The organism is Rhodococcus sp. ACPA1, assembly GCF_002300195.1.
Classification (GTDB): Bacteria; Actinomycetota; Actinomycetes; order Mycobacteriales; family Mycobacteriaceae; genus Rhodococcus_F; species Rhodococcus_F opacus.
This window is the reverse complement of the sequence record NZ_NSDX01000004.1, coordinates 1,071,215-1,096,571: the sequence shown is the minus strand read 5'-3', so window position 1 is coordinate 1,096,571 and position 25,357 is coordinate 1,071,215. Positions and strand designations below refer to the sequence as shown.

General features: G+C 67.6%; 22 protein-coding genes. 11 read left to right on the top strand and 11 right to left on the bottom strand.

What is annotated here, in order from left to right:
• Positions 1-43: 43 nt before the first annotated feature.
• A complete protein-coding gene (locus CJ177_RS23015) occupies positions 44-1,405 on the top strand; it encodes a glycosyltransferase 87 family protein (RefSeq protein WP_005249674.1) in 1,362 nt (453 codons plus the stop codon).
• Entirely contained in the window at positions 1,402-1,986 is a 585-nt protein-coding gene (locus CJ177_RS23010; protein ID WP_061041203.1) for a GNAT family N-acetyltransferase, read from the top strand. Before CJ177_RS23015 ends, CJ177_RS23010 begins: the two co-directional genes overlap by 4 nt.
• Positions 1,987-2,001: 15 nt before the next feature.
• Here the strand turns inward: CJ177_RS23010 and CJ177_RS23005 are convergent, their stop codons facing one another.
• Together CJ177_RS23005 and CJ177_RS23000 are read right to left on the bottom strand one after the other, a co-directional pair.
• Positions 2,002-2,946 (bottom strand): alpha/beta hydrolase, encoded by a 945-nt coding sequence (locus tag CJ177_RS23005; RefSeq protein ID WP_095868666.1) that lies wholly within the window; start codon positions 2,944-2,946, stop codon positions 2,002-2,004.
• A 28-nt stretch (positions 2,947-2,974) separates the two neighbouring features.
• A complete protein-coding gene (locus CJ177_RS23000) occupies positions 2,975-4,621 on the bottom strand; it encodes an NAD(P)/FAD-dependent oxidoreductase (RefSeq protein WP_095868665.1) in 1,647 nt (548 codons plus the stop codon).
• A gap of 222 nt (positions 4,622-4,843) precedes the next feature.
• Between CJ177_RS23000 and CJ177_RS22995 the strand changes: the two genes are divergently transcribed.
• Together CJ177_RS22995 and CJ177_RS22990 are read left to right on the top strand one after the other, a co-directional pair.
• Positions 4,844-7,138 (top strand): LuxR C-terminal-related transcriptional regulator, encoded by a 2,295-nt coding sequence (locus CJ177_RS22995; RefSeq protein WP_095868664.1) that lies wholly within the window; start codon positions 4,844-4,846, stop codon positions 7,136-7,138.
• A 111-nt stretch (positions 7,139-7,249) separates the two neighbouring features.
• Positions 7,250-7,537 carry a CD225/dispanin family protein gene (locus CJ177_RS22990; protein WP_095868663.1) on the top strand — a complete coding sequence of 96 codons (288 nt, stop codon included), beginning with the start codon at positions 7,250-7,252 and terminating at the stop codon, positions 7,535-7,537.
• Here the strand turns inward: CJ177_RS22990 and CJ177_RS22985 are convergent.
• The 4 genes from CJ177_RS22985 to CJ177_RS22975 form a co-directional block, all read right to left on the bottom strand.
• Complete coding sequence (locus CJ177_RS22985; RefSeq protein WP_095868662.1) at positions 7,534-9,153, bottom strand: glycosyltransferase family 87 protein; 1,620 nt, start codon at positions 9,151-9,153, stop codon at positions 7,534-7,536. The two genes, CJ177_RS22990 and CJ177_RS22985, sit on opposite strands and share 4 nt — an antisense overlap.
• A 22-nt stretch (positions 9,154-9,175) precedes the next feature.
• Positions 9,176-11,335, bottom strand: a complete 2,160-nt coding sequence (locus CJ177_RS22980; RefSeq protein WP_373560056.1) for a transglycosylase domain-containing protein — start codon at positions 11,333-11,335, stop codon at positions 9,176-9,178.
• Positions 11,332-11,694, bottom strand: a complete 363-nt coding sequence (locus CJ177_RS48375; RefSeq protein ID WP_257014639.1) for a hypothetical protein — start codon at positions 11,692-11,694, stop codon at positions 11,332-11,334. The genes CJ177_RS22980 and CJ177_RS48375 overlap by 4 nt, the downstream gene beginning before the upstream one ends.
• Positions 11,695-11,839: 145 nt before the next feature.
• On the bottom strand, positions 11,840-12,271 hold the full coding sequence (locus CJ177_RS22975; RefSeq protein WP_029539769.1) for a DUF5318 domain-containing protein: 432 nt from the start codon (positions 12,269-12,271) through the stop codon (positions 11,840-11,842).
• Positions 12,272-12,359: 88 nt separating this feature from the next.
• Between CJ177_RS22975 and CJ177_RS22970 the strand changes: the two genes are divergently transcribed.
• From CJ177_RS22970 to CJ177_RS22940, 7 genes are all read left to right on the top strand, one after another.
• Entirely contained in the window at positions 12,360-13,214 is an 855-nt protein-coding gene (locus CJ177_RS22970; RefSeq protein ID WP_095868660.1) for a DUF1707 domain-containing protein, read from the top strand.
• 15 nt (positions 13,215-13,229) lie between these two features.
• Positions 13,230-14,054, top strand: a complete 825-nt coding sequence (locus CJ177_RS22965; protein ID WP_095868659.1) for a DUF1707 domain-containing protein — start codon at positions 13,230-13,232, stop codon at positions 14,052-14,054.
• 7 nt (positions 14,055-14,061) lie between these two features.
• Positions 14,062-14,853, top strand: coding sequence for a DUF1707 domain-containing protein (locus tag CJ177_RS22960; RefSeq protein WP_095868658.1), 792 nt, complete (start codon positions 14,062-14,064; stop codon positions 14,851-14,853).
• Positions 14,854-15,101: 248 nt separating this feature from the next.
• Complete coding sequence (locus CJ177_RS22955) at positions 15,102-15,659, top strand: PadR family transcriptional regulator (RefSeq protein ID WP_005264441.1); 558 nt, start codon at positions 15,102-15,104, stop codon at positions 15,657-15,659.
• Entirely contained in the window at positions 15,652-16,734 is a 1,083-nt protein-coding gene (locus CJ177_RS22950) for an inositol-3-phosphate synthase (RefSeq protein ID WP_005249652.1), read from the top strand. The genes CJ177_RS22955 and CJ177_RS22950 overlap by 8 nt, the downstream gene beginning before the upstream one ends.
• 136 nt (positions 16,735-16,870) lie before the next feature.
• Complete coding sequence (locus CJ177_RS22945; protein ID WP_095868657.1) at positions 16,871-18,166, top strand: hypothetical protein; 1,296 nt, start codon at positions 16,871-16,873, stop codon at positions 18,164-18,166.
• Between the two features lie 188 nt (positions 18,167-18,354).
• Positions 18,355-19,203, top strand: coding sequence for a DUF4352 domain-containing protein (locus CJ177_RS22940; RefSeq protein ID WP_257014638.1), 849 nt, complete (start codon positions 18,355-18,357; stop codon positions 19,201-19,203).
• Between the two features lie 108 nt (positions 19,204-19,311).
• On the opposite strand, the gene CJ177_RS22935 is transcribed toward CJ177_RS22940, so the two are convergent.
• The 5 genes from CJ177_RS22935 to CJ177_RS22915 form a co-directional block, all read right to left on the bottom strand.
• Entirely contained in the window at positions 19,312-20,739 is a 1,428-nt protein-coding gene (locus tag CJ177_RS22935) for an IS4 family transposase (protein WP_218835123.1), read from the bottom strand.
• A gap of 70 nt (positions 20,740-20,809) precedes the next feature.
• Positions 20,810-23,032, bottom strand: a complete 2,223-nt coding sequence (locus CJ177_RS22930) for a transglycosylase domain-containing protein (protein WP_095868655.1) — start codon at positions 23,030-23,032, stop codon at positions 20,810-20,812.
• A gap of 132 nt (positions 23,033-23,164) precedes the next feature.
• Positions 23,165-23,356, bottom strand: a complete 192-nt coding sequence (locus CJ177_RS22925; protein ID WP_005249641.1) for a hypothetical protein — start codon at positions 23,354-23,356, stop codon at positions 23,165-23,167.
• A 61-nt stretch (positions 23,357-23,417) separates the two neighbouring features.
• Positions 23,418-24,311 carry a carbohydrate ABC transporter permease gene (locus CJ177_RS22920; protein WP_005249640.1) on the bottom strand — a complete coding sequence of 298 codons (894 nt, stop codon included), beginning with the start codon at positions 24,309-24,311 and terminating at the stop codon, positions 23,418-23,420.
• Positions 24,308-25,357 carry a carbohydrate ABC transporter permease gene (locus CJ177_RS22915; protein WP_005249639.1) on the bottom strand — a complete coding sequence of 350 codons (1,050 nt, stop codon included), beginning with the start codon at positions 25,355-25,357 and terminating at the stop codon, positions 24,308-24,310. The genes CJ177_RS22920 and CJ177_RS22915 overlap by 4 nt, the downstream gene beginning before the upstream one ends.

The following is a 25,357-nucleotide window of genomic DNA, read 5'->3' as shown; positions in this document are numbered from 1 at the left end:
TTCCGCTTCGCACGCGGAGCCCCGCGCACCCTAATGTGGATTCATGCATATCGGAGCTCGGCAGCGGTCGCCGATCACGGCGCTCGTCGTCGGGTTGGCGGGTCTCTCCATGCTCGCCGGCTACCTGCAGAAGGCGCGATGCGCCGGGGCGCCGTTCGACGGCGTCGGGCGAAGCCTGATCTTCGACCGCATCAAGGACACGCAGGTCTGCTACTCCGACATCCAGTTCCTGTGGCTCGGACGCGACGTCAACCTGCATGTCTTCCCGTACGTCACCGGGGGAATCAACGCCGACGGCATCCTCACCGGCGGCACCGTGGAGTACCCGGTGCTGAGCGGTGTACTGATGTGGCTCGGCGGCATCGGTTCACACACCGACGCCGACTTCCTGCTGCACTCGGCGCTGATCCTCGCCCCGTTCGGCCTGCTCACGGCGTGGATGCTGGGACGGCTGGCCGGCTGGTGGGCGCTGTTGTGGTCGGCCACCCCGCCGCTGGTGCTGTACGCGTTCCACAACTGGGAACTGCCGGTGGTCGCGACGTCGGTGGCCGCGATCTTCGTCATGACGCTCGAACGCATCCCCCTCCGCGCCCGGGCCGTCCTCGCGGCGGTGCTCCTCGCCGTCGGCTTCTGCCTGAAGGTGTATCCGGGTGCGTTCGTGCTGCCGCTGATCGCCTACGTCCTCACCCGGAACGGCACCGCCGGGCGGCGCTACGACGTGCGCGGCGCCGTGATGGTCGCGGTGGCCGCGATCACCACCGTCGTGGCGGTGAACCTGCCGTTCGCCCTCATCTCCTACAGCGGATGGCGGGCGTCGTTCACGTTCCAGGAGAACCGTCAGGCCGACCTCACGACCAACTCCATCTGGTACTGGGGCCTGCGGCCGCTGTTCGGGCCGGTCGCCGACGACGTCCCGCTCCCCGCGTACGACCAGACGGTGAGCCTGCTGTCGCCGCTCCTCGTCTGCGCCGCGTTCGCGATCGCCCTGAGGCTCGGCTGGCTGCGGTTCCAACGCGATGGCGTTTACCCGTGGATCGCGGTCAGCGCCGCCATGCTCTGCGGATTCCTGCTGCTGCACAAGGTGCATTCGCCGCAGTACACGTTGTGGCTCATCCCGTTCTTCGTCCTGCTGCGCGTCCCGTGGGGGCTCGTCGCGGCGTATCTGGTGGCCGACCTGTCGATGGGGATCGGCGTCTTCAAATACTTCGGCGCCCTCGCCGCCCAGACCGACGCGTCGACGTTCGAGGTTCTGGTGAAGTTCGGGGTCTGGGGCCGCGCGGGACTGCTGGTGGTGCTGTTCTTCGTGTTCCTGCGCGCCGCCCAACGGCATCCGCCCGTCCGCGGGCGCACCGGTCCCGAATCCGGCAGGCGGCCGGTGCTGAAATCTCCCGAGCCGGTGCGATGAGCGAATCCTGGTTCGCGCACCCCACGCTGACCGGACGGCACGTACGACTCGAACCACTGGGCGAGGATCACGTCGACGGCCTGATGGACGCCGTCGACGATCCCCGCATCTTCCACTGGACGTCCGCAGCGATCGCCGAGCGCGACGACGCGGTGGCGTTCGTCCGCACCGCCGACGAGGATCCGACCCGCCTCGCATACGCGCAGATCGACATCACCACCGAGAGGATCGTCGGCTCGACGTCGCTGTATCTGATCGACCCGAAGAACCGCAGTCTCGCGATCGGGCACACCTGGCTGTCCCGTTCCGCGCAGGGCACATTCATCAATCCGGAGGCGAAACTGCTGTTGCTGCGGCGGGCGTTCGAAGACCTCGGCGCGGTCCGCGTCGAATGGCACACCGACGAACGCAACGCCCACTCCCGCGGCGCCATCGCGAAACTGGGGGCCGAGTTCGAGGGAATCCTGCGCAAGCATCGGCGTCGCCGCGACGGGACCTGGCGCAACACCGCACTGTTCTCGATGATCGACGAGGAGTGGCCGCGCATCTGCCCCCGACTCGAGGCACGAGTCGAGGGCTGACACGGTCGGATCACGTCACCCGACAGGAGCGGTGGCCGTCACCCTCTTCACGAACTCGACGACCGCCGAGCGCATCTCGGCGCTACGCGGAACCGCCCCCGACATCCAGAACGCGCCGTGAATCAGACCGTCGAAGCGGATCGCCTCGGTGTCGACCCCGGCCTGCCGCAACGATTCGGCGTACGCCTCCGCCTCGTCGCGGGCCACCTCGTTCTCGGTGGTGAGCACGAGGGCCGGCGGCAGCCCCTCGAGGCCGCCGGCGCGACTCGGTACCGCATACGGGTGTTCCGCGTCCTCGGGCGAGGAGAGGTAGTTGCTCCAGAACCAGTCGAGGTCCCCGGCGCCGATCACGTAGCCCTCGGCGAACTGCTGCCGGGACGGGAGGTCGGCGTTCGGGTCGATCACCGGGTAGATCAGCACCTGCCCCCGCAGCCGCGGTCCGTCCTCGTCCCGGGCCCGCAGCGCGGTGACGGCGGCCAGGTTGCCGCCGGCACTGTCACCCATGACGACGACGTTGCCGGGATCACCGTCGTAGTTTCCGACGTGGTCGGCCACCCACTGCAGGGCAGCGGACGCGTCGTCGGCGGCGGCCGGGAACCGATGTTCCGGTGCGCGGCGGTACGTCGCGGCGACGACGATCGCGCCGGCGCCGTTCGCGACCGCGCGCGCCGGTTCGTCGATGACGTCGAGGTTGCCGGCGACGAATCCACCGCCGTGGAAGTACAGGACCACCGGGTGCGGCGCCTCGCCCTCCGGCACGTAGACCCGCAGCGCGATCTGCGCTCCGCCGCTCTCGTAGTGCGCGTCCTCCACCCGGGCGACGGGTTCGGGCGGCGCCTGCAGTCCGGCGAACGTCGCCACGACGGCCCGCACCTCCTCCACAGTGCTGTGCTCGAAAGCCTTCAGCCCCTGCGCTTGTAATCCGGCGATCAGTTCTGCTGCGTGTGCGTCGAGTGCCATGTCGGTCTCCTTGGTCGGGGGTTCGGGGTCAGGACACGGTGGAGGCCACGCGGGCCCCCGCCCGGGTGAGCGCGAAACCGGAGTAGCCGCCGGCCACCACCTCGTCGCACGTCGCCCGATAGGTGGGGGCTCCGCCGAGGTAGACCATGCAGGCGCGAGGCTTGCCGGGAATGTTCGCGCCCATGTACCACGAGTTCGTCTCCGGGAGCAGGGTCTGGTTGGCGATGTCGTTGGTCAAGGCACCCCAATCGCTTTCGGCCTGCGCGGTGGGCTCGATGACGTCGAGTTCGCGGCGGTCCAGGTAGTCGATCGCGTCGGTCGCGAAATCGACGTGGTCCTCGATGGCGAGGGGCATGTTGTAGAGCACCGACGGCGACTGCGGTCCGGTGATGAGGAACAGGTTCGGGAACTCGTTGACCATGATGCCGAGGTAGGTCTTGGGACCGTGTTCCCACTTCTGAGCCAGCGGCAGACCGCTCCGACCGCGGATGTCCATGGCCATCAGCGGACCGGTCATCGCGTCGAATCCGGTTGCGAGGACGATGGTGTCGACCTCGTAGACGCGGTCGCCGACCCGAACTCCGCTCTGGGTGATCTCGTCGATCGGCGTGGTCTTCACGTCGACGACGCTCACCGAGTCGCGGTTGAAGGCCTCGTAGTAGTTGGTCTCGAGCGGGGGACGCTTGGTGCCGTACGCGTAGCCCGTCGGCGCCAGCGTCGCGGCCTTCTCCGGATCCTGCACACGCTCGTGGATCCGATCCCGGATGTAGTCGGCGATCGTGTCGTTGGCCTTCTTGTCGAACAGGATGTCCTGGTAGGAGTCGATGAACAACCGGAACCCGCCGGCGTTCCAGCGCTCGTCGAACGTGCGGCGGCGCTCCTCGGCGTCGACGGCGAGCGCGGACGGCTGCACCTGAGTGAACGGCACGCCGAGGAAGTGGTTGCGGGCCGCGGTCCGCACGTCCGCGTAGTTGCTCTTGATGTCCGCCACCTCGTTCGGGTCGATCGGACCGTTGCCGAGGGGGGTCGCGAAGTTGGGGGTGCGCTGGAAGACCACCAGTTCGGCGGCGTCCTCGGCGATGAACGGGATGGCCTGGATGCCGCTGGCTCCGGTCCCGATCACGGCCACCCGCTTGCCGGTGAAGTCGGCGCCCTCACGCGGCCAGTTGCCGGTGAGCAGCACCTCCCCGCGGAAGTTGTCGATGCCGCCGAACTCCGGCGTCTTCGGCACGGACAGATTGCCCGCCCCCGAGATGAAATACCGGCTGCGCACGACGGCGCCGTCGTCGGTGCGGACCGTCCACACCGAGTTCTCGTCGTCCCAATGCACGCCGACCACGCGGGTGTCGAACGTGATGTCCTTACGCAGGTCGAAGCGGTCGGCGACGTGTTCGAGGTAGCGGAGGATCTCCGGCTGTCCGGCGAACCTCTCACTCCACTGCCATTCCTGCTGCAGATCCTCGTCGAACGAGTACGAATAGTGGACGCTCTCGATGTCGCAGCGGGCTCCCGGATAGCGGTTCCAGAACCAGGTGCCGCCCACGTCCGAGCCGGCCTCGAACACCCGCGTCGACAGGTTCATCGTGTCGCGCAACTTGCGCAGCGCGTAGAGGCCGGCGAACCCGGCACCCACGACGACGACATCGACGTCGGCGGAAGAAATGGTCTTTGACATGGTGTTGAGCTCCTCGGGACGATGGGTTCCGGCTGGAGTCGAGCGGGCAACCGGGGTATGCCAACGACAATGGCCCACGTCACATCACCCCCACACCGGGTAAAACACCCCCTCGGTTACCTGTGTTGTCCGTCACATCGGGTGGGGGTAGGTTCGTGCCACACCTGGCCAACCGGAAACGGGGGAGATCCACTGACTCGCTCGAGAGAACTCACGAGGTCGATGACCAGCTTCGTCGGCCGGCGCCGCGAGATCGAGGAAGCCCGCGCACGACTGCAACAGTCCCGGCTCGTGTCGCTGCTCGGTGCCGGCGGCGTGGGCAAGACGCGGCTGGCCGAGGAACTCGCGGTCCGTTCCGCGCGCGCCTTCCGCGACTCCGTCCGGTGGATCGACCTCGCGCCCGTCCGCGATCCCGACGCGCTGCCCTCCGCGGCCGCGGCCGCCCTCGGCGTCACCGACCAGTCGAGCCGTGCGGTGATGGACAAGGTGATCGACCAGCTGCAGTCCCGGCACCTGCTGATCGTCCTCGACAACTGCGAGCACCTACTGTCCGCGGCAAGCGAATTCGTCGGTACCGTCCTCGCCGCTGCGCCGGAGGTCCGGATCCTCACCACGAGTCGCGAACCGCTCGGGATCGCCGGCGAATTCACGTACGTCCTTCCGCCGCTGAGCACTCCGGGTGACATCGAGGACTGCCGTGCCGCGGACATCGCCCCGTTCGAATCGGTGTCGTTGCTGGTGGAGCGCGCGCAGGGCGTCGTCGCCGACTTCCGCCTCACCGACGCGAACGCCCCTGCCATCGCGCAGTTGTGCAATCAGCTCGACGGGATCCCGCTCGCCATCGAACTGGCCGCCGCCCGGCTGCGGTCGCTGTCGGCGTCGCAGCTCGTCGAACGCCTCGACCAGCGTTTCGCGCTCCTCACCGGTGGCGACCGGGCGGCGATGCCCCGCCAGCAGACGCTGCGCGCCCTCATCGACTGGAGTTACGAACTGTGCTCGGACACCGAGCGGCTGCTGTGGTCCCGGCTCGCCGTGTTCCCCGGAAGCTTCGACCTCGAAGCCGCGGAAGCGATCAGCGGGTTCGGTGCGCTGACGGACACGCCGGTCATCGACGTCCTCGATCGGCTGGTCGGAAAATGTCTTGTCACCGTGGATCGTTCGACCGAGAGTCTCCGCTACTCGCAGCTGATGACGGTGCGGGAGTACGGGCACGAGCTCCTCGAGCTGAGCGGGGAGCACGACGAGCTGTACCGGCGACATCTCGAGCACTATTCGGAACGCGCCCGTCGATCGTCGCTCGACTGGTGCGGGCCAGGACAATCCGAGATCCTCGCGGGACTGCGGATCGACCACCCCAACCTCGTGGCTGCCCTGGACTGGGCCCTGCACGACGACACACAGCGGGCGGCGGCCGCGGAACTGGCCGTCGCCCTGCGGTACCACTGGATCGCAGGCGGCAACCTGTCCGACGGGCGGATTCGGCTCGAGCGGATACTGCTACGGCTCACCGAACCCACGCGGGAGCGGGGCGACGTCCTGTGGGTGACCGCGTGGACCGCGCTCATCCAGGGCGACCGCGACGCCGCGCGCGAACACCTCGACGAATGCACGGCGATCGCGACCGCGCTCGGTGACGAACGACTGCGCGCGCACGCCGACCACTGGGCGGGGATCCACGCCGTCTTCTCCGGCCACCCCGACGACGCCATCCGGCTGTTCCGTGACGCCATCGCCGTCCACCGCGCCGTCGGCGACACCGCCTCGGTGCTGACCGCGTCGTTCGAGATGGGCATGGCGCAGACCTACGACGGCCGGCTCGACGACGCCCTCGAGACGTGCCGCGACGTGATCGCGGTGGCGGACGCGCACGGTGAGAAGTGGAACAAGGCCTACGCCCTGTGGGTTTCGAGCGTCGCGTACTTTCACCTGGGCCGGGGCGACGACGCCGTCGATGCCGCCCAGCAAGCACTGCGGATCCAACGCGACTTCAAGGACAAGATCTGCACGGCCCTGTCGATCGAGGTGCTGTCGTGGGTGGCCACGTCGAGCGGCGACGCGAACGCGGCGGCAAGACTGTGCGGCGCCGCGAAAGGTGTGTGGCATCGGCTCGGCACGTCCGTCGCGGCGTTCGGCCCGCACATCACCGACGACTCGCTGTCGTCGGAGCGCGACGCCGCCCGCATCGTCGGGCCCGACGAGTTCGCCCAGCTCGCAACACCTGCGGTCCGGCTCACCATCGAGGAGGCCGTCGACCTCGCACTGGGAACACCCACCGAGCACCGGGCGCCACCCCGCGCCGAGGCGTCGCCGCTCACCAAACGGGAACAGGAGATCGCCGGCCTGCTCGCCCAGGGCCTCAGCAATCGGCAGATAGCCGAGTCGTTGGTGATCTCGCGGCGCACCGTCGACGGACACGTCGAGCACATCTTCGACAAGCTGGCCGTCAGCTCCCGCACGCAGGTGGCCGCGTGGGTCGCGGCCCGGGCGCATCCACCCGTCGTGGAGACCGGCCGATAGCCGGAGCGTAACCGCCGACAGCGCGAAAGGCACTGCACAGTCGGGAATCTCGACGGTCTATACTCCACCTCGTCGCCCACGGTCGTGGGCTCCACCACGGGGAGGCAACGCATGACGTCGCAGCAGCAGGACACCTCGGCGGACCACAGCGGGCCGCTGGCACCGCCGCCCGCCAGCAGTCTGCCGCTCGCCATTCTTGCGATCGTCGCGTTCGTGCCGTTCGGCATCGTCGCACTGCTGCGCTCGCTCACCGTCCACCGACTGTGGGAGCGGGGCGAGTACGACCTTTCGGTGCGCGCCGCCGCCGACGCCCGCCAGTGGTCGATCCGCGCGATCGCCCTCGGCCTGTCGATCGCGGTGTTCGCGGTCGGGGCGGCGCTGGTGCTGTCGAAGCCCTAACCGGTTGCCGGCGAAACGCTGTGAGCGGGAGCCGCTTCTACCGGCTTCCGCGGCCGTAGCCAGGCGGGCAGCCACCGCGGCTGCGCATCGGGCGCCTGGTCGAGCACGCCGCCCGCCGGATCGTCGATGAAGCCGTACCGCACGAGGTCCTCGTCGGGCCGGTAGATCTGGCGGATGATGAGCGCGCAGATGACCACGACCGCGACGTCGCGGACCACCACCGCGGCGGTGAACCACTGCTCGGGGAGTCCCTTGTTGGACACGCCGAGGTAGTAGAGCATCCGCGGCACCCACACCAGCGCGTCGATCGTCATCCAGGCCAGCAGGATCCGCCGGTGCGGGAACGCGAGCACGGCCAGCGGAACCAGCCACAGCGAATACTGCGGGCTCCACACCTTGTTGGTGAGGAGGAAACCCGCGACCAGCAGGAAACACAGTTGGGTCAGCCGCGGCCGTCTCGGCGCCGTCAGCGCGATGTACCCGATCCCGACGCACACGAGGGCGAACAGTAGGAACGACACGGCGTTGAGCACGGTGGGCGCCTGACCGGCCGACAGGATGCCGTCGAATCCGGTCCAGCCGGTGAACGACGAGATGACGTTGTAGACGGAGTCCGGGTCGGCGCCGCGTTCGGAGTTGAGCCGGAAGAATTCGGCCCAGCCGCGTGGGAACAGCAGGGCGATCGGCAGATTGACCGCCAGCCACGCGCCGACACCGGTCAGTGCCGTCACCGACCACTCGCGGACCTTGCCCGTGCGCAGACACAGCACCAGCAGAGGTCCGAGGAGCAGCAGGGGATACAGCTTGGCGGCACCACCGAGCCCGAGCAGGATCCCGGCGAGCACCGGCCGTTTCCGCGACCACGCAAGCAGCCCACCCGCAGCGAAAGCCGTTGCGAGGGGATCGAAATTCGTGAACGCGTGCACGATCACCAGCGGAGACCCGGCGATCAGTGCGGCGTCCCAGATGCGGCGTCCGGCCAGCAGCGCACTCGCCCAGATGGTGACCAGCCACGCCAGCGCCAGACCGAGCGCGACGACGTTGAAGTAGATCGCGACCTGCAGCGCGCCGGGCAGCCAGTGCACCGCATCCCACGACTTCGCGATCGTCATCGCGCCGTACTGGTAGAGCCCGGAGATCACCGGGTACTCCATGTAGCGGCGCTGGGTCTGGCCGTTGCCGGCGTCTTCCTCCCACCACTTCTTGTAGGGGAAGGCGCCCTCGTTCAACCGTTCCGCCCCGTACAGGGGCACCGTGTCCGAATAGCACATGGCGACGTACTGCCGGCTGCCACTCCAGTCGAGCCCGAGCGCGCCGTTCTCGCCGACCGGCGCCTGCTGGATGCACGGCGCCTTCGCGAACCAGCCGAGCGCGAGAAACACGATCGCCAGCAACAGAATGGCGCGCATCGGCGTGAAGAACCGGCTGCGCCCGACGACCGCATGCCGTCCGACCGGACCGCCGATCACCCCGGAGAGGTCGGCGGTCAGCGGGTCGGTGCGCCCGGGAAGGTCCCGCCAATCCGCGGAACGCCGATCCTTGGCCAGCGGCGCGGGCGAGACGAATCCCGTCTCGCCCGCGTCGCGGACGGCGTGCGCGTCAGGGTTGTCGGCCACTCCGCGAGGTTACCGGTCGCCGTTAACGGGCCGGAACCTGCTGCTGGCCGTTGCCGTTACCGGCGTTCGGCGGCGTCGTCGTCTCCGGTTCCGCCGGAACGGCCGGGGCCGCGGTGGTCGGCCTCGGTGCCAGACCCGGAATCGGAATGGTGATCCCGGGCAGGATCTCCACCGGCGACGGTGTCACGACCACCGGCGGCACGAGCTCCGTCGGCAGCTGGAACGTGCTCGTCGGCGGCGCCGACGTCTTGGTCGGTGCCGGCGCCGAATAGGCCGGGATACCCGACTGGCCACCGATCGCACCCGGCTTCGGGAACTTCTCGACGTCGGTGCCCTCGAGGGCGCCGTCCATCGTGTCCTTCCAGATGTCGGAAGGCAGACCGGAACCGTAGATCATGGCGCCGCTGCTGTTCTCCAGCGCCTGACCGTCGGTGGTGCCCACCCAGACCGCCGTGGACAGCGACGGGGTGTACCCGACCATCCAGGCGTCCTTGTTCTGTCCGGTGTCACCGAGCTGCGCGGTACCCGTCTTGGCTGCCGACGGGCGTCCGCCTGCCAGGTTGTGGTTGCGCGAGTACCCGGCGATGGGTTCCATCGCCGACGTCACGTTGTCGGCGACGTCCTTGTCGATGCGGTCCTCACCGGTGTCGCCGCCGCGGTCGAGCAGCACCGTTCCGTCCGCGCTCACGACCTTCTGCACGAAGTGCGGGGCGTGGTACGTACCCGAGGCGGCCAGCGTGGCGTACGACGACGCCATGTCGAGAACCCGCGACTGGTACTGGCCGAGCACGATGCCGTTGTTGGGACCATTGCCGTCCGGCTCGGTCAGCGAAGGCCCGACGCCGGGGATCTCCTTCGGGATGCCCGCCTTGTGGGCCATGTCGGCGATCGCCTGGGGTCCACCGTCGAGTTCGAGTTCCTGACGGTAGAAGCTGGTGTTCAGCGACCGCTTCAGCGCCTCGGCGATGGTGCAGGTGCCACATCCCTCGCCCTCGACGTTGCTGATGGTGATGCCGTTGACCGTCAGCTCCGAGCTGTCGTACATCTGCGACAGCGGGATGCCCTGATCCAGGGCCGCGGCGAGACCGAACACCTTGAACGACGAACCGGTCTGCAGTCCGGCGTTCGCGAAGTCGTAACCACCGCCGTCCTCGCCGCCGTAGTACGCGCGCACCGCGCCGGTCTTCGGGTCGACCGACACGACACCGGTACGCAGGTTCTCCGGTTCACCCTCCATGTTGGAGCGCGCCGAATCCACCGCCGCCGCCTGGGCGACCGGGTCGATCGTCGTGGTGATCTCGAGGCCCTCGGTGTTGAGCAGCTGTTCGCTGATCCCCGCCTCACCCAGCTCACGCAGAACCTGGTTCTTGATCAGGCCCTCCGGTCCGGAGTCCTGGTTGCCGTTGTCGACCTGCGCGATCGGCACGTACGGCGGGTACTGCATCACGGACCGGGCGGACTGCTCGAGCGTTCCCGCCGACACCATGCCATCGAGCACGTAATTCCAGCGCGCCTGCGCACCCTCCGGGTTGGTCTCCGGATCGAGCAGCGACGGCAGCTGGATCGACGACGCCAGCACCGCGCTCTCCTCGACCGTCAACTGGTCGACGGGCTTGTTGAAATACGCCTTCGACGCGGCCGCGATGCCGTACGCACCACGCCCGAAGTAGATGGTGTTCAGGTACGCGGCGAGGATGTCGTCCTTGGACCACTCGCGGGCCATCTTCGACGAGATGACGAGTTCCTTCATCTTTCGCGTCAGCGAACGCTCGGAACCGACCATCGTCTTCTTCACGTACTGCTGCGTGATGGTCGAGCCACCGCCGGCACTGTCCTTGCCCAGGACGTTGTCGCGGGCGGCACGCGCGAAACCACCGATCGAGAAGCCGGGGTTCGAATAGAAGTCCCGGTCCTCGGCAGCGAGCACCGCGTCACGGGTGTGCTTCGGGATCTGGTCCAGCGTCACCTCGGTGCGGTTGCCCTCCGGCGGCACGACCTTGCTGAGCACCGACGTTCCGTCGGACGCGTAGATCGTGGCCACCTGGTTGGTCTTGAGGTCGCCGGGTCGCGGGACGTCCTGGACGACGTACGCCGCCATGAACAGCAGGATCGGGATGATCAGACCCATCGCGACGCACGCGTACGCCGTCCGGCGAACGATCTTCCACCGCGACTTCTTCACAGCCGTCTTCTTTCCACCCTTCGGCGGTTCACCACCGCGGCCGCCGCCGGTCTTGCGACCGTTCGACGGCGGAGGTCCCGGCGGGCGCCCGCCGGGGCCCGACTGGTTACGCGCCACCGGGGGAGCGCCTGCCGGACGTCCGGGCGGCGGGCCCGGACGACGCGGCGGGGGACCCGGCGGACGGCCACCACCCTGCGGCGGCGGACCGGGACGACGAGGCGGCGGGCCGGGGGGACGGCCACCACCCTGCGGGGGCGGAGGCGGCATCCGACGCGGCGGCGGCCCACCAGGCTGTCCACCCGCAGGCTGTCCGCCGCGAGGTGGTGGACCTCCGGGGCGTCCCTGTGGCGGGGGGCCACTCGGTCGTCTCGGTCCGTTCGGTCGATCACCCGGGGCGTTGCTGCGGGGGGAACTCACGTACAAATCTCCAGTGGTTGTGGACCGGCTTCAGTCCTGCGTTACGTCTGTGGGCACTCTTCTGCCCGCGTCCGTGTTCGGGCGTGTCTACTCGCTCGCGGTTCGACGGCTCGGAGGCCGCGGCCGTGGCGACGAACGCCTGGGCCGTTTCGGTTCGGGCACGGTACCGAGAACATAGGACTGGACCAAATGGTTCCAGCTGCATGTCCGGCACACCTCGACCACGTGAACCGAGAACTCCTCCTGAGTGGACGCGAGACGCACCAGCTCCTCGGCCGTACGAGCCGAACCCGACACCGGGCCCAACTTGTCACCGAAGACCCAGGAGACCAGAGTCAACTGCTCCTTACGGCAGATCGGGCACACCACATCACTGCCCTTGCCGTGGAACTTTGCGGCACGAAGCAGGTAGGGGCTGGCGTCACACACCTCCGTGACACCCGTCCTGCCCGAGTAGACCTCGGCCAGGAGTGACCGGCGCTGAAGCGCATAGTCCACCACCTGCCGCTGTATCCGCACGGAGACCAGAGTACGTGCGTCGCGTCCGGAGAGAAGGGGTCGGTCGAGTGACGCTGGTCAAACACGGTTGCCGCACTACGATGCCGGTGTGGCCTCAGGACCGTCCTCGCAGACTCGCGCACGCGACCTCGATCGGGTCAACGCGTGCAGCCGGCTCGACGCCGCCTACGCCGACGGACAGCTCGGCGCCGGCGAGTACCACGACCGCACCGCCCAGGCCATGTCGGCGAAGACCCTCGCCGAGCTGAACCTGCTGATCAGCGACCTGCAACTGCCGTCGGTGATCACCGCACAGGCACCTGTCCGGACACCGGGATCACCCCGCCGGGCGCTGCGGATCGCGGCCGCGTGCGGGGCGGTGATCGCGGTCGGCGCGATCGGTCTCGCGCTCACCGAGCAGGACGGCCCGGACCCCGTCACCACACCCGTCCCGGCGCAGGTCGAGAAGCCGCTGACCCGGCCGGAGGTCGAGGTGCCCGCGGTGGAACCGATCATCGTGGGCCAGGCGCAGCCCCTCACCCAGGACGGGATCCACGCCCTCTTCGAGCAGTACCGGCAGAAGTTCGGCGACCTCACCGTCCACGAACTGGGGTTGTACGACAAATACGCGATCCTGTCGCGGACGGCCCCGGACGCGCCCGACAAGGTCGACCGGTACGACTTCCGCGGCGGTTTCAAGCCGTCGGGCATCCGCACGCAGCGCCTCCCCGGAACCGGTGAGGTCGACCTCGCGCAGGTAAATGTGCCGGCACTCGTCGCGCTGATCGCCGACGCACCCCGGCTGGTCGGAGTCCCGGACGGCACCATCGGGCACGTTCTCCTCGCCGACGCCGGCAAGGGACCGACGATCAACGTGTACGTCTACGACAGGGACCAGACCGGCGGAGGCTATCTGCGGGCGACGCTCGGCGGAGACGTATGGCAGGTGAACCCCGCGAACTAGCTCTAAGATCCACCCGTGGCCAGCCGATACCCACCGAACACGCGGGCACGCGACGTCGATCGAGCCAACACGTCCGCACTGCTCGACGCCGCGTTCGGCGACGGCCAGATCAACGAGGCGGAACACCGCGCGATGTCCGACCTCGCCGCGGAGGCGCGGACGCTCGCCGACCTCGAGGTCCTGGTCGGTGATCTGCAGCGACCCGTCGACGCACCACCGGACGTTCGTCCCCCGCGCGACACCGCCGAGCACTGGTTCCCGGCAGCCGTCGCCGTCGTCGCAATCGTGGCGGCCGTCGGCGCCTTCACGCTCGTCGACAGCGACGACGCACAGGCCACCGTGACGCCCGTCGCGCAGCAGGTCGATTTCGATTCCGTCGAACCGCTGGTCGTCGCGACGCCGAATCCCGTCACGCCTGAGGGCATGAAGCTGTTCCTCGACCGGTACCGCGCCAAGTTCGGCGATCTGATCGTCGACGACCTCACCCTCTACGAGGGCGGACACGCCAGCCTCGAACGCGCGCTTCCCTTCGAACCGAACCGGATGGTGAGCTACGACTACCGCGGCGGGTTCACGCCGTCGGGAACGCCGACCACCCGGAAGGTCGACACCCCCGTGTTCGACCTGTCGACGCTGAACCTCGACACGATCGGCGGAACCGTCGTGGGCGCCCCGGTGAGCCTCAACGTCCCCGACGGAGAAGTCAGCCACATCTCGTTCGAGGCCGACGACGACGGCCCCACCGTGTCGATCTACGTGACCAACGAGTTCAGCGAGAGCGGACACATGGAACTCGACCCGTCCGGTGCACCACTGAGCGTCTACCCCTTCGGCCGATAGGACGCAGATGCCCAGGACCACACTCGCGGGAATCCGCGCCCGCGACTCCGACCGCGCCGACGCCTGCGGGATGCTCGACGCAGCACTCGCCGACGGGCAACTGTCCGCGGAGCAACACGCCTCCCGCACCTCCACGGCGATGCGAGCGAAAACGTTCGACGAACTCGACCGCCTCATCGGGGACCTCCAGATCCCCAGCCGGCTCGCGGCCAGCCCCGTCGTGTCCCCGCGGCGCCGCCGATCGTCGCGACGGTGGGTGTACGCCGCGGTCCTCGTGGCCGCCGCAGCTGCCGCGGGCGGCATCGCCGGAGCCGTCGCGAACAGCGACATCGGCCCGTCGAAATCGGTGCCGAACCTCACGACCGGCGCCGGGCTGCACTTCTTCCTCGACGAGTACCGCGCCGAATACGGCGACACCGTCGCCGACGAACTCGGCCTCTACCCGGCCCACGCCGTCTTCGACCGGCCGTCCTCCGGCAACGCCCGGCAATCCGACTCCTATCTCTACGACGGCGAATTCGACGACTGGGGCAGCTCGTCCACCCGATCCGACGACGAGAAGTCCTTCGACCTCGGCACCGTCGACCAGGTCGCGATCGCAGGACTGCTCGCCGGGGCACCCGAAACACTGCGCGTCCCCGACGGTGCGGTGGAGATCGTCTCCTTCCGGTACGAACCCGGGTCCGACGACGGACCGCCGACCATCTCCATCCACGTGAAGAACGCCGCCGGCCACACCGGACACATGGTCGTCGGATTCGACGGCGAACCGTTCGACATCTACCCCTACGAGGACTGAGCGTCCGGGGTCGTTGCCCACCAGCCGCCGTCGGGTGCCGTCGGCCGCCGGGTGGTCGCCCGATGTGACATTCGTTCAGTCAGAGGGCACCGGTGTGACATTCGGCGGCGCCGCCGGACACCCGGACCTGTGTTAACAACCTGTGACGGCTTGTCCCATGTATCGAGCGCGCGTATCCTCCTATATATCGGTGCGATATAGTTTTGAATCGCATCACGCGGTTAGGTCGGGCGACTCAGGGGGTGGACGTGCTCGAATTGGCAATTCTCGGGCTGCTCCACGAGTCACCCATGCACGGATACGAGCTGCGCAAACGGTTGACGGGACTGCTGGGTGCATTTCGCGCCTTTTCGTACGGTTCCCTCTACCCGACGCTTCGACGCATGCAGGCAGACGGTTTGATCGCCGAGGACGCAGGCCCTCCGGGGACCGTCAAGCGTCGCGCCCGCCGCGTCTACCAGCTCACGCCGATCGGCAAGGAGCGGTTCAAGGAACTGGTCGCCGACACGGGTCCGCAGAACTACACCGATGACGGATTCGGCGTTCATCTCGCCTTCTTCAGCCGCACTCCCGCAGAGGCGCGGATGCGGATTCTCGAAGGCAGACGACGCCAGGTCGAGGAGCGCCGTGAGGCGCTTCGCGACGCGATCGGAAAAGCGAGCGGCACGCTGGATCGCTACACCAAGCAGCTCCACCAGCTCGGTCTCGAATCCAGTGAGCGTGAAGTGCGCTGGCTCAACGAGCTGATCGCCGCCGAGCAATCGACAGCAACACCTAAGAAAAAAGGAGAACCCGACCATGGGTGAGAACAGCACCGCGGTGCGCGTGGCCATTGTGGGCGTGGGGAACTGTGCCTCGTCCTTGGTTCAGGGCGTGCAGTACTACAAGGACGCCGACGAGACGGCGACCGTTCCCGGCCTCATGCACGTCAAGTTCGGCAAGTACCACGTGCGCGACGTCCAGTTCGTCGCCGCGTTCGACGTCGACGCCAAGAAGGTCGGATTCGACCTGTCCGAAGCCATCTTCGCCAGCGAGAACAACACCATCAAGATCGCCGACGTCCCGCCGGCCGACGTTCCGGTGCTGCGCGGCCCCACCCTCGACGGCATCGGCAAGTACTACGCCGAGACCATCGAGATCTCCGAGGCCGAGCCCGTCGACGTCGTCAAGGCCCTGAAGGACGCCGAGGTCGACGTGCTGGTCTCGTACCTGCCCGTGGGTTCCGAGGACGCCGACAAGTTCTACGCCCAGTGCGCCATCGACGCCGGTGTCGCGTTCGTCAACGCCCTGCCCGTGTTCATCGCTTCCGACCCCGAGTGGGCTGCGAAGTTCAAGGACGCCGGCGTCCCGATCGTCGGTGACGACATCAAGTCGCAGGTCGGCGCCACCATCACCCACCGCGTGATGGCGAAGCTCTTCGAAGACCGCGGCGTGCAGCTCGACCGCACCATGCAGCTGAACGTCGGCGGCAACATGGACTTCAAGAACATGCTCGAGCGCGACCGCCTGGAGTCGAAGAAGATCTCCAAGACGCAGGCCGTGACGTCGAACCTGACCCGTGACCTCGGTCCGGGCAACGTGCACATCGGCCCGTCGGATCACGTCGGCTGGCTCGACGACCGCAAGTGGGCGTACGTCCGCCTCGAGGGTCGCGCCTTCGGTGACGTTCCGCTGAACCTGGAGTACAAGCTCGAGGTCTGGGACTCCCCGAACTCGGCCGGCATCATCATCGACGCCGTCCGCGCAGCCAAGATCGCCAAGGACCGCGGCATCGGCGGACCCGTCTACCCGGCGTCCGCGTACCTGATGAAGTCCCCCCCGGTCCAGATGGCGGACGACAAGGCTCGCACCGAGCTCGAGGCGTTCATCATCGACGCGTAACCCACCGCGCAGCAGCTCCCGGCGAATGCACCTTTCGTCGTCTTCACGGCGACGAAAGGTGCATTCGCCTTTGTGTTCGATTTCTTGTCAGACCATCCCTCTACGGTGACACCCAGGATTCATCGAGGGAGGCGTGATGTCCGACAACACTTTCGATCGAGAGATCGACGACGCCTGGACCGAACTCCAGGACCGTCTGACCGGGTACGTGCACGCTATGGAGGACGACGACGAACTGGTGCTGCAGTCGCAGTACGACAGCGTCGACGACGGCCTCGTCGAGACCGCCGCGTGCGTGCGGTTCTTCGCGTGGGCCGGCGACAAGGTGCGGTGCGAGGTGCCGTCCAACCGCTTCCTGCACCCGGCGCGGGCACTCACCGAGGAGGAGCACGATCGGCTGATCGAGCTCGGCTGGAACCGCCCCGACCTGTGCGAGCACGTCGACGAGGGCAACGGTTCCGCGTCGTACTACCTCGACGCCGACCGGGAGGACGCCCAGCTGCTGGCGTCGATGACGGTCACGGTGTTCCGGGAGATCTGGGACCTTCTGCATCCCTCGTTCCTGAAGGCGATCACCGGTGGCCGGGGCGAGACCCCGGAGTTCGGTACTGCTGATGTCCCGGCCCAGCTACGTGACGGCGCCGGGCTGCGCGACCGTGTCGATGCCGCGGTCGAATCCATGCTCGAACAGGCACCGGGCAAGGATGCGGACGGCGACATCCTCGTCTGGGTCGGCGACCTTCCCACGTATGTGCGGGTGATCGAGGAGGACGCCCGCGTCGAGGTGTTCGCCCGCGTGGTCCACAAGATCAGCGATCGCACGCGCACCGCGGAGGCGCTCGCCGACCTCAACCGCCAGTGGCCCGACATCAAGTTCCTGCTCATCGTCGACAACGTGGTCGCCGTCATGCGCGTCGACGGGTCACCGTTCGTCGCGGATCACCTGGTATCGGTGTTCCGGATGTTCGAGCATTTCGTGGACACCGTCGACGACGCGTTCGCCGAAAAGCTCGGTGGCAAACTCAATTCCACACCCGGCGCCACGTCCTCGTACGCCGACCACGAATGCGAGGACGAGTTCCCCGCCGCCCTCGTGACCCTGATCCACCTCGACTCGGAGAGCGGGCTCGACCCGGACGACGTCGCGGAGATCTGCGGACGCGACCGCGACACCATCCTCGAGTTCCTCCGGCTCTGCACCGAGCAGGAGTTCGAGTGGCGCCACAACGCGGAACTCGCCCGCGAGGAAGAGCCCGAAGAGGCCGACATGTGCGAGGACGAGGCGAGCGCCTGGGCCAAGACGAAGGAAAGCCTCCGCGCCGCGCTGCGGGTTGTGGTGCTGCCGAACCGTAGCGGAAACAAGCGAGAGCGCCAGAGCGGATTGTTCGAACTCCCCTCAGAGCCGAAGCTTTTCGACGGATTCGCTGACTGAATTCGCCCGTCGGCGGCAGATTCCAATTGGCACGCGCAACTGGCCAGTTGATTTGGCAGATCGCCACAACAGACCACAGCAGAACAGAGAATGACCCGCCCGATTAGGGACCAAATACCCTCTCCACGAGTGTCATTCAGTCAACCGACAGGATATCTGTTACGCCCGGTTTGTCTGATACAAGTACTGTGCCACGCCTTCAACAACCCCTTCGGTCGGTTCGAGCAACAGGCGGGCGAACTACGCCTAATCTAAGGAAACACATGACGTACCCGCCTCAGCCGCCCTACGACCCGAACCAGGCGCAACCGCAGCAGCAGTTCCCGCAGGCGCAACAACCCGCCTATGGTCAGGCTCCGCAGCAACCCTATGGTCAGACCCCACCACCGCCCTACGGGCCGCCTCCGGGATACCAGCCGCCGGCTACCCCTCCACAAGGACCGAAGAAAAAGAAGAAGTGGCCCTGGGTCGTCGGCATCATAGTCGCGATCATCGTGATCTCGAGCCTCGCGAACGGCGGCGATAAGGAGGAAACCCCTTCCGCAAGTTCGACAACGCAGGCGATCGCACCGATCGCTGAAGCAGAAGCAGGGGCTGCGGCGGCACCCGCCGTCGTCCCGGCAGTAGAAGCCCCCACTGCCGGAATCGGCACCGAGGTTCGTGACGGAAAGTTCGGGTTCGTCGTGACAGGTGTCGAGACCGGCCTGTCTTCGATCGGCGACAACCCATATCTCAAGGAGGATGCGGACGGCCAGTTCATCCTGGTTCACGTCGACATCACCAACATCTCCGACAAGCCGCAGAGCTACTTCGGATCGAATCAGACGCTCGTCGATACGTTGGGCCGCGAGTTCACGAACAACACGATGGCAGCCATCAACGTCGACGCCGAAAATGCGATCGGCGGGGATATCAATCCGGGAATCACCAAGTCCGCGACCATCGTCTTCGACATCCCGGTCGACGCCACCCCGAAGGAGATCGAAGTTCACGACTCAATGTTCTCCGGCGGTGCGACCATCTCGCTGACGCAGTAATCCGCTCGACCCGACTGTGCCCCCACCTGTTCAAGGTGGGGGCACGGCGCTGTAGGTCAGGACCTCGGCTAACCCCAAAGCCGTGTAGTTAAGTCGTGGGTTGTGTTGTCAAGGGTCGATGTCGGTGAGGATGTTGATGGCGATGGTGGCCTTGAGACTTGGCCCTCGGGTGCGGCCGCGGGCAGTGCTGGCGACGAACTTGGAGATCGCTCGTTTGACCACGCGGGGGTTGGTTCGTGATCGTCGGGCGGGCATCAGGTGGTCGAGGACGCGTTCGCCGATGATGCCGACGAGGTCGACGACGGTGGTTTCGATGACACCCGCGGCGTGAATGAGTTGGTCGCGGGCCGCGTTGAGGGCGATGGTGAAGCTGGCACGGTCGGGATCGACGTCGGGGCACCCGAGGGTGGCGTCGGTGATCGCGACGCGCAACGCCTGGTAGGTGACGAGCAGCGCGTAGATCTCCTGCTCGACCCCGCGTGGGGTGCGGGCGCGCAGCACCCGGCCACCGAGGATCGTCGATTTCAGCTCCAGGAACGCGGTCTCGATCTCCCACCGATCGTGGTAGAGGCGGACGATTTCGGTTGCGGGACAGTCGGGATCGAGGAGGGTGGTCACCAGCTTGTAGGTCTCGCTGCGAGCTCCCGCGCTGGTTGTGATGGTGATCTCGCAGCACAGGACACGGACCTCGACCGGGCCCATCCGGGACAGGTAGGAGCCGTCGGGCAGGCGGGCGCAGACCGGGAGGTTGCGGCTGTTCTTGACCCGGACCAGCAGGTGCGCACCGGTGTCGCGGACCGCGGCGAGCAACGCCTGCGAGGCGAAGTTGCGGTCGGCCAGCACGATCATCCCGCGGCGCATCCCCCGGAGTAGGTCGAGGGTGTAGGTGGTCTCCCCGACGCTGCTGGCACCGAACGTCGCGTCGATCACGGTGCGGGTGCCGCACGCCACCAGAGCGAGAAGGCGCACCATCGGATACCCGGTGCCGCCGTGAAACCCGCCGCCCCGGTGGTAGACCTGCAAATTCGCCACGGTGTCCGGGCAGCACATCATGGTGCCGTCGATGGCCGTAACCAGTAGCCCCCGCCAGTACACGCCCTTCGTGGCCAGGCCGGCGGCCGGGCCGCGGAGCAGGTCGAACAGGGCACGCAACGGTGCCGGGCCGATCCGGCGTCGGGCCTGGGCCAGCGCTCCGGCGGACGGGGTGGCCACCGCGAGCCCGTCGAGTCCGGCGATCATCCGCTGCCACACCTGCCCGAACCCCACCTCGGCGAACAGCCCGGCGGCCAGCAGCAGGTAGACCACCACCCGCGAGGGCAAATCACGCACCCGGGCCTGGACCTTGCCGGTCTCGGCCAATGCGGCGTCGACCATGTCGAAGCCCACGATTCGGGTCAGCTCCCCGAGATGACCCGGGGCGAACCGGCCTCCCGCGACGGTGACGACACGGGTGATGACAGAATCAGTAGTCAGCGGAGCTCCTGGGTCGAGGATGTCTTGGAGGACGCCCTCTTCTACCGGAGCTCCGCTACCCATTCGCGCACGACACGCCCAAGACCCGCATTCTTGACCGCCAGCCGTCCCCGTTAACTACACGGCTTTGCGGCTAACCCGGCAGCGGGATGATGACGCCCGGGAGGATTTCGATCTGGGTCGGCGCCGGGACGGGTGCGGGCACCGGCGGGACGGGCGGGACCGGGACGGCCGCCGGGGGCGGAACCTCGACGGGTGCCGGAGTGGGGGCACCGGGCGGCGGGACAACCCCGCTGGTGCCGGGTCCCGTTCCGTCGCCGCTGGTTTGACCGGTCCACGTGGGCACACCGGCTTGGCCGCCGATCGGGTCGGGCCACGGGAAGTCTTCCCAATCGGTGTCTTCGAGGGCGCCGTCCATCGTGTCTTTCCAGATGTCGGACGGCAGACCCGAACCGTAGATCAGGCCGCCCCAGCTGTTGTTGATGGCGGTGGCGTCGGCCTTGCCGATCCACACCGCCGTCGCCAGCGACGGCGTGTAACCGACCATCCAGGCGTCCTTGTTCTCACCGGTGTCCCCGAGCTGCGCCGTGCCGGTCTTCGCCGCGGACGGGCGTCCCCCCGCCAGCGCATGGCCCCGCGAGTACGAGGCGATCGGCATCAGTGCCTGACTGATGTTGTCGGCCACCGCGGCATCGAGCCGGCGCTCACCCGGGCTGGGCGCACGGTCCAGGAGCACGACGCCGTCGGCGGTCACCACCCGCTGCACGAAGTACGGCTGGTGGTAGATGCCCGACGCCGCGAGCGTCGCGTACGCGGACGCCATGTCGATCGGCCGCGACAGGTACTGGCCGAGGACGATGCCGCCCTCGGGTTCGCCGCCGTTCTCGCTGAGCGTCTTACCCTGCACCCCGGGAATGAACTCCGGGATCCCCGCCTTGTGGGCGGCGTCGGCGATGGCCTGCGGACCGTTGTCCAGCGACATCATCAACCGGTAGAAGCTCGTGTTCAGCGACCGCTTCGTCGCCTCGGCGATGGTGCACGTGCCGCAGGACTCGCCCTCGACGTTGCCGATCTGGACGCTGCCGACGGTCAGCGGTGCACTGCTGAAGCGGGCGGAGAGGGGGATGCCCTGCTCCAGCGCCGCGGCCAGGCCGAACACCTTGAACGACGACCCGGTCTGCAGCGGCGCCTGGGCGTAGTCGAAGCCGGCGCCGTCCTCGCCGCCGTAGTAGGCGCGCACACCGCCGGTGCGGGGATCGATGGACACGACCGCGGTCCGCAGTCCCGGATCCTCCCCTTCGAGGTTGTCGTGGACGGCGTCGATCGCGGACTGCTGCGCCCTCGGGTCGATCGTGGTGGTGATCTGCAGACCCTCGGTGTTGAGGGTCTGCTCGGAGATTCCCGCATCCGACAATTCGCGCAGCACCTGGTTGCGGATCAGGCCGTCGGGGCCGGGCGCGGAGTTGGCGTCGGTGGGCCGGTTGGACGGGGCGGTGACTGGGAATTCGGCCGCACTGCGGTCCTGCTGACTGAGCACACCCATCGCGACCATGCCGTCGAGCACGTAGTTCCAGCGCGCCTGCAGCTGGTCGAGGTTGGCCTCGGGGTCGAGGTAGGACGGGCTCTGGATCACGGAGGCGAGCACCGCGCCCTCGGCCACCGACAGGTCGCCGACCGGCTTGTCGAAGTAGGCGCGCGACGCCGCCTCGATGCCGTACGCGCCGCGCCCGAAGTAGATGGTGTTCAGGTAGGCGGCGAGAATTTCGTCCTTGGACCACTCGCGGGCCATCTTGGTGGAGATCACGAGTTCCCGCATCTTGCGGTACACGTTGCGGTCCGCGCCGACCAGCACGTTCTTGACGTACTGCTGCGTGATCGTCGACCCACCGCCCGCGCTTTCCTTGCCGAGGACGTTGTCGCGGGCGGCACGCATGAACCCGGTGACGGAGAAGCCGGGGTTGGAGTAGAAGTTGCGGTCCTCCGCCGACAGGACGGCGTCGCGGACGTGCTGGGGAATGGCGTCGAGGGCGATCTCGGTGCGGTTGCCCTCCGGGGGGATCACCTTGGTCAGCTCGGTGGTGCCGTCGGCGGCGAAGACGGTGGCCACCTGATTGGTCTTCATGTCCGACGGGCGCGGGACCTCGGCGCGGACGTAACTGACCAGGAACCCGACAAGCGGGATGACCAGCAGCAACGCGATCACGACCAGGCTGACCCGGCGGACCGTGCGCCACCGGTTGCGCTTCGTCTTCCCGTCCGGTGGTGGAGTGGTCGTGTCAGCCGAACCGTCGTCTACGGGCGGTGTGCCCCCCGGATCGGAGGCATGGTTGCCCGTCGCGTCGTTGCCAGAACTCACTTCCACACTCCCGGTCAGTTATCCGGTCACGGAGGATCATCGCACCCACCCGTACGTATGTTATGTGAATGGCCTCGAGTGTGACGCGCGCCGCGCTAACGCCCAGCAAATATCCATACCGACCGTACTGTTTCAGCGCACTCGATTCCGGGCGACGATCGCCAACCCCGACAGCACCAGGCATCCGAGCAAGACCAGCGCAGGAGTGACGCCGGGGTCGCCGCGAACGACCTCGACGACCGCGGCGATGAACGCCATCACCGTGAAGAACCCGAGGATGCCGATCAGAACCTCGAGCCGCTGCCGCTTCGCCACCGGATGCACGGCCGACACCTTTCCCCTCGCTCCGCTCGACCGACACCTTTCCCCTCGCTCCGCTCGACCGTCAACTCTTCACGCCGCCGGCCGTCAGGCCCGACACGATGCGACGCTGGAACAGCAGCACCATGATCACCAGCGGAATGGTGACGATCGTGCCCGCCGCCATGATCGCCGCGTACGGCACGACGTGCGGGTCGTTGCCGGAGAACCGGGCGATCGCGACCGTGACCGGTTCGGTGGCGTCGCTGGAGAGCTGGCTGGCGAGCAGGTATTCGTTGACGGTCGCGATGAACGCGAGGATGGCGGTGGTGAACAGGGCGGGCGCCGCCAGCGGCAACATCACCAGCCGGAACGCCTGACCGCGGCTGGCGCCGTCGATCCGGGCCGCCTCCTCCAGCTCCCAGGGAAGTTCCTTGAAGAACGACGTCAGCGTGTAGATGGTGAGCGGCAGGACGAACGAGATGTTCGGGATGATCATCGCCTGGTAGGTGCCGATCCAGCCGATGTTCGTGAACAGCTGGAACAGCGGGGTGACGAGGGCGACGACGGGGAACATCGACGCGCCGAGCACGATGCCGACCACCACGTACTTGAACCGGAACTCGATGCGGGCCAGCGCGTAGGCGGTGAAGATGCCGACGGCGAGGGCGACGACGGTGGTGATACCGCCGATGATCATGCTGTTGACGACGGCCCGGGTGAAGTTGTTGCCGCTGCTCGTCGACAGCGCGTTCTGGAAGTTCTCGAGCGTGACGTGCGTGGGCCAGGGTGTGGTGTCGAACGTGTAGTCGGGGTCGCGGAACGCCGTCACCATCATCCAGTAGAACGGCGCGAGCCCCCAGACCAGGATGATCGCGACACCGATATAGATGCGGGAATTCTTGAACGCGAACCGCTTCGGACGGTTGCGGCGGACGGGCCTGCTCGGGAGTTCGAGCTCCGGGGCGCGATGGGTCACGACTTCGGCCCCTTTCGCTGGGCTTCCTGAGTCTCGACGGCGTTGGCGCCGAGGAATTTCACGAGGACGAACGCCACCGCGAAGATCAGGAGGAACGTGATGGTGGAGAGTGCGGACGCGCTGTTGAACCCTTGCCGCACCTGGTCGACCACGAGGATCGACACCGTCGTGGTGGCCGGGTTGCCGCCGGTCAGGATGGCGGGCAGGTCGTACATGCGCAGGGCGTCCATCGTGCGGAACAGGATCGCGACCATCAGCGCCGGCTTCACCAGCGGGAGCGTGATCTGCCGGAACCGCTGCCACGCGGAGGCGCCGTCGACCCGCGCCGCCTCGTACACGTCCTGCGGGATCATCTGCAGTCCGGCGAGGATCAGCAGGGCCATGAAGGGGGTGGTCTTCCAGACGTCCGAGATGATCACCGCGAATCGCGCGGGCCACGCGTCCGACGTCCACAGGATCTCGGTGCCGAGGAGGCGGTTGGCGATGCCGTCGTAGGCGAAGATGAAGTACCAGAGCTTGGCGGTGACCGCGGTCGGGATGGCCCACGGGATCAGGACCGCCGCACGCAGCAGGGCGCGGCCCTTGAACGTCTTGCCCATGATGATCGCCATCCACAGGCCGATCGCGACCTCGAGGCCCACCGTGACGACCGTGAAGAACGCGGTGTTCCCGACGGCCGACCAGAACTGGGAGCCGAGCGTGCCGGGCGGGCACGCCACGGCCACCCCGCTCGGGGAGGTGCACTGCTGCAGAATCCAGTGCGTGTAGTTGGTGAATCCGGCCCAGCCGCCCTCGACGAACATGCCGGTCGACGGATCGAGACCCGCGTCCTTCTGGAACGACATCACCACTGCCCGGATCACCGGGTAGCCGATGACGACGGCCAGCACAGCCAGCGTCGGCACGACGAACAGCCACGCGCGGCGACTGCTCAGCCCAAAGCGTCGCCTGTTCTCGCTCTTCTCACGCGAACCGCGGCCGGGGTCGTCATCCCCGGCCGCGGGACGGGCCGGCGCCCCACTGGTGGTCCCAGTCGGAACGGCCAT

Coding starts and splice junctions, on each gene's coding strand:
- CJ177_RS23015 (WP_005249674.1), top strand. CDS start 44: ATGCATATCGGAGCTCGGCAGCGGTCGCCGATCACGGCGCTCGTCGTC.
- CJ177_RS23010 (WP_061041203.1), top strand. CDS start 1,402: ATGAGCGAATCCTGGTTCGCGCACCCCACGCTGACCGGACGGCACGTA.
- CJ177_RS23005 (WP_095868666.1), bottom strand. CDS start 2,946: ATGGCACTCGACGCACACGCAGCAGAACTGATCGCCGGATTACAAGCG.
- CJ177_RS23000 (WP_095868665.1), bottom strand. CDS start 4,621: ATGTCAAAGACCATTTCTTCCGCCGACGTCGATGTCGTCGTCGTGGGT.
- CJ177_RS22995 (WP_095868664.1), top strand. CDS start 4,844: ATGACCAGCTTCGTCGGCCGGCGCCGCGAGATCGAGGAAGCCCGCGCA.
- CJ177_RS22990 (WP_095868663.1), top strand. CDS start 7,250: ATGACGTCGCAGCAGCAGGACACCTCGGCGGACCACAGCGGGCCGCTG.
- CJ177_RS22960 (WP_095868658.1), top strand. CDS start 14,062: ATGCCCAGGACCACACTCGCGGGAATCCGCGCCCGCGACTCCGACCGC.
- CJ177_RS22950 (WP_005249652.1), top strand. CDS start 15,652: ATGGGTGAGAACAGCACCGCGGTGCGCGTGGCCATTGTGGGCGTGGGG.
- CJ177_RS22945 (WP_095868657.1), top strand. CDS start 16,871: ATGTCCGACAACACTTTCGATCGAGAGATCGACGACGCCTGGACCGAA.
- CJ177_RS22935 (WP_218835123.1), bottom strand. CDS start 20,739: ATGGGTAGCGGAGCTCCGGTAGAAGAGGGCGTCCTCCAAGACATCCTC.
- CJ177_RS22915 (WP_005249639.1), bottom strand. CDS start 25,357: ATGGCCGTTCCGACTGGGACCACCAGTGGGGCGCCGGCCCGTCCCGCG.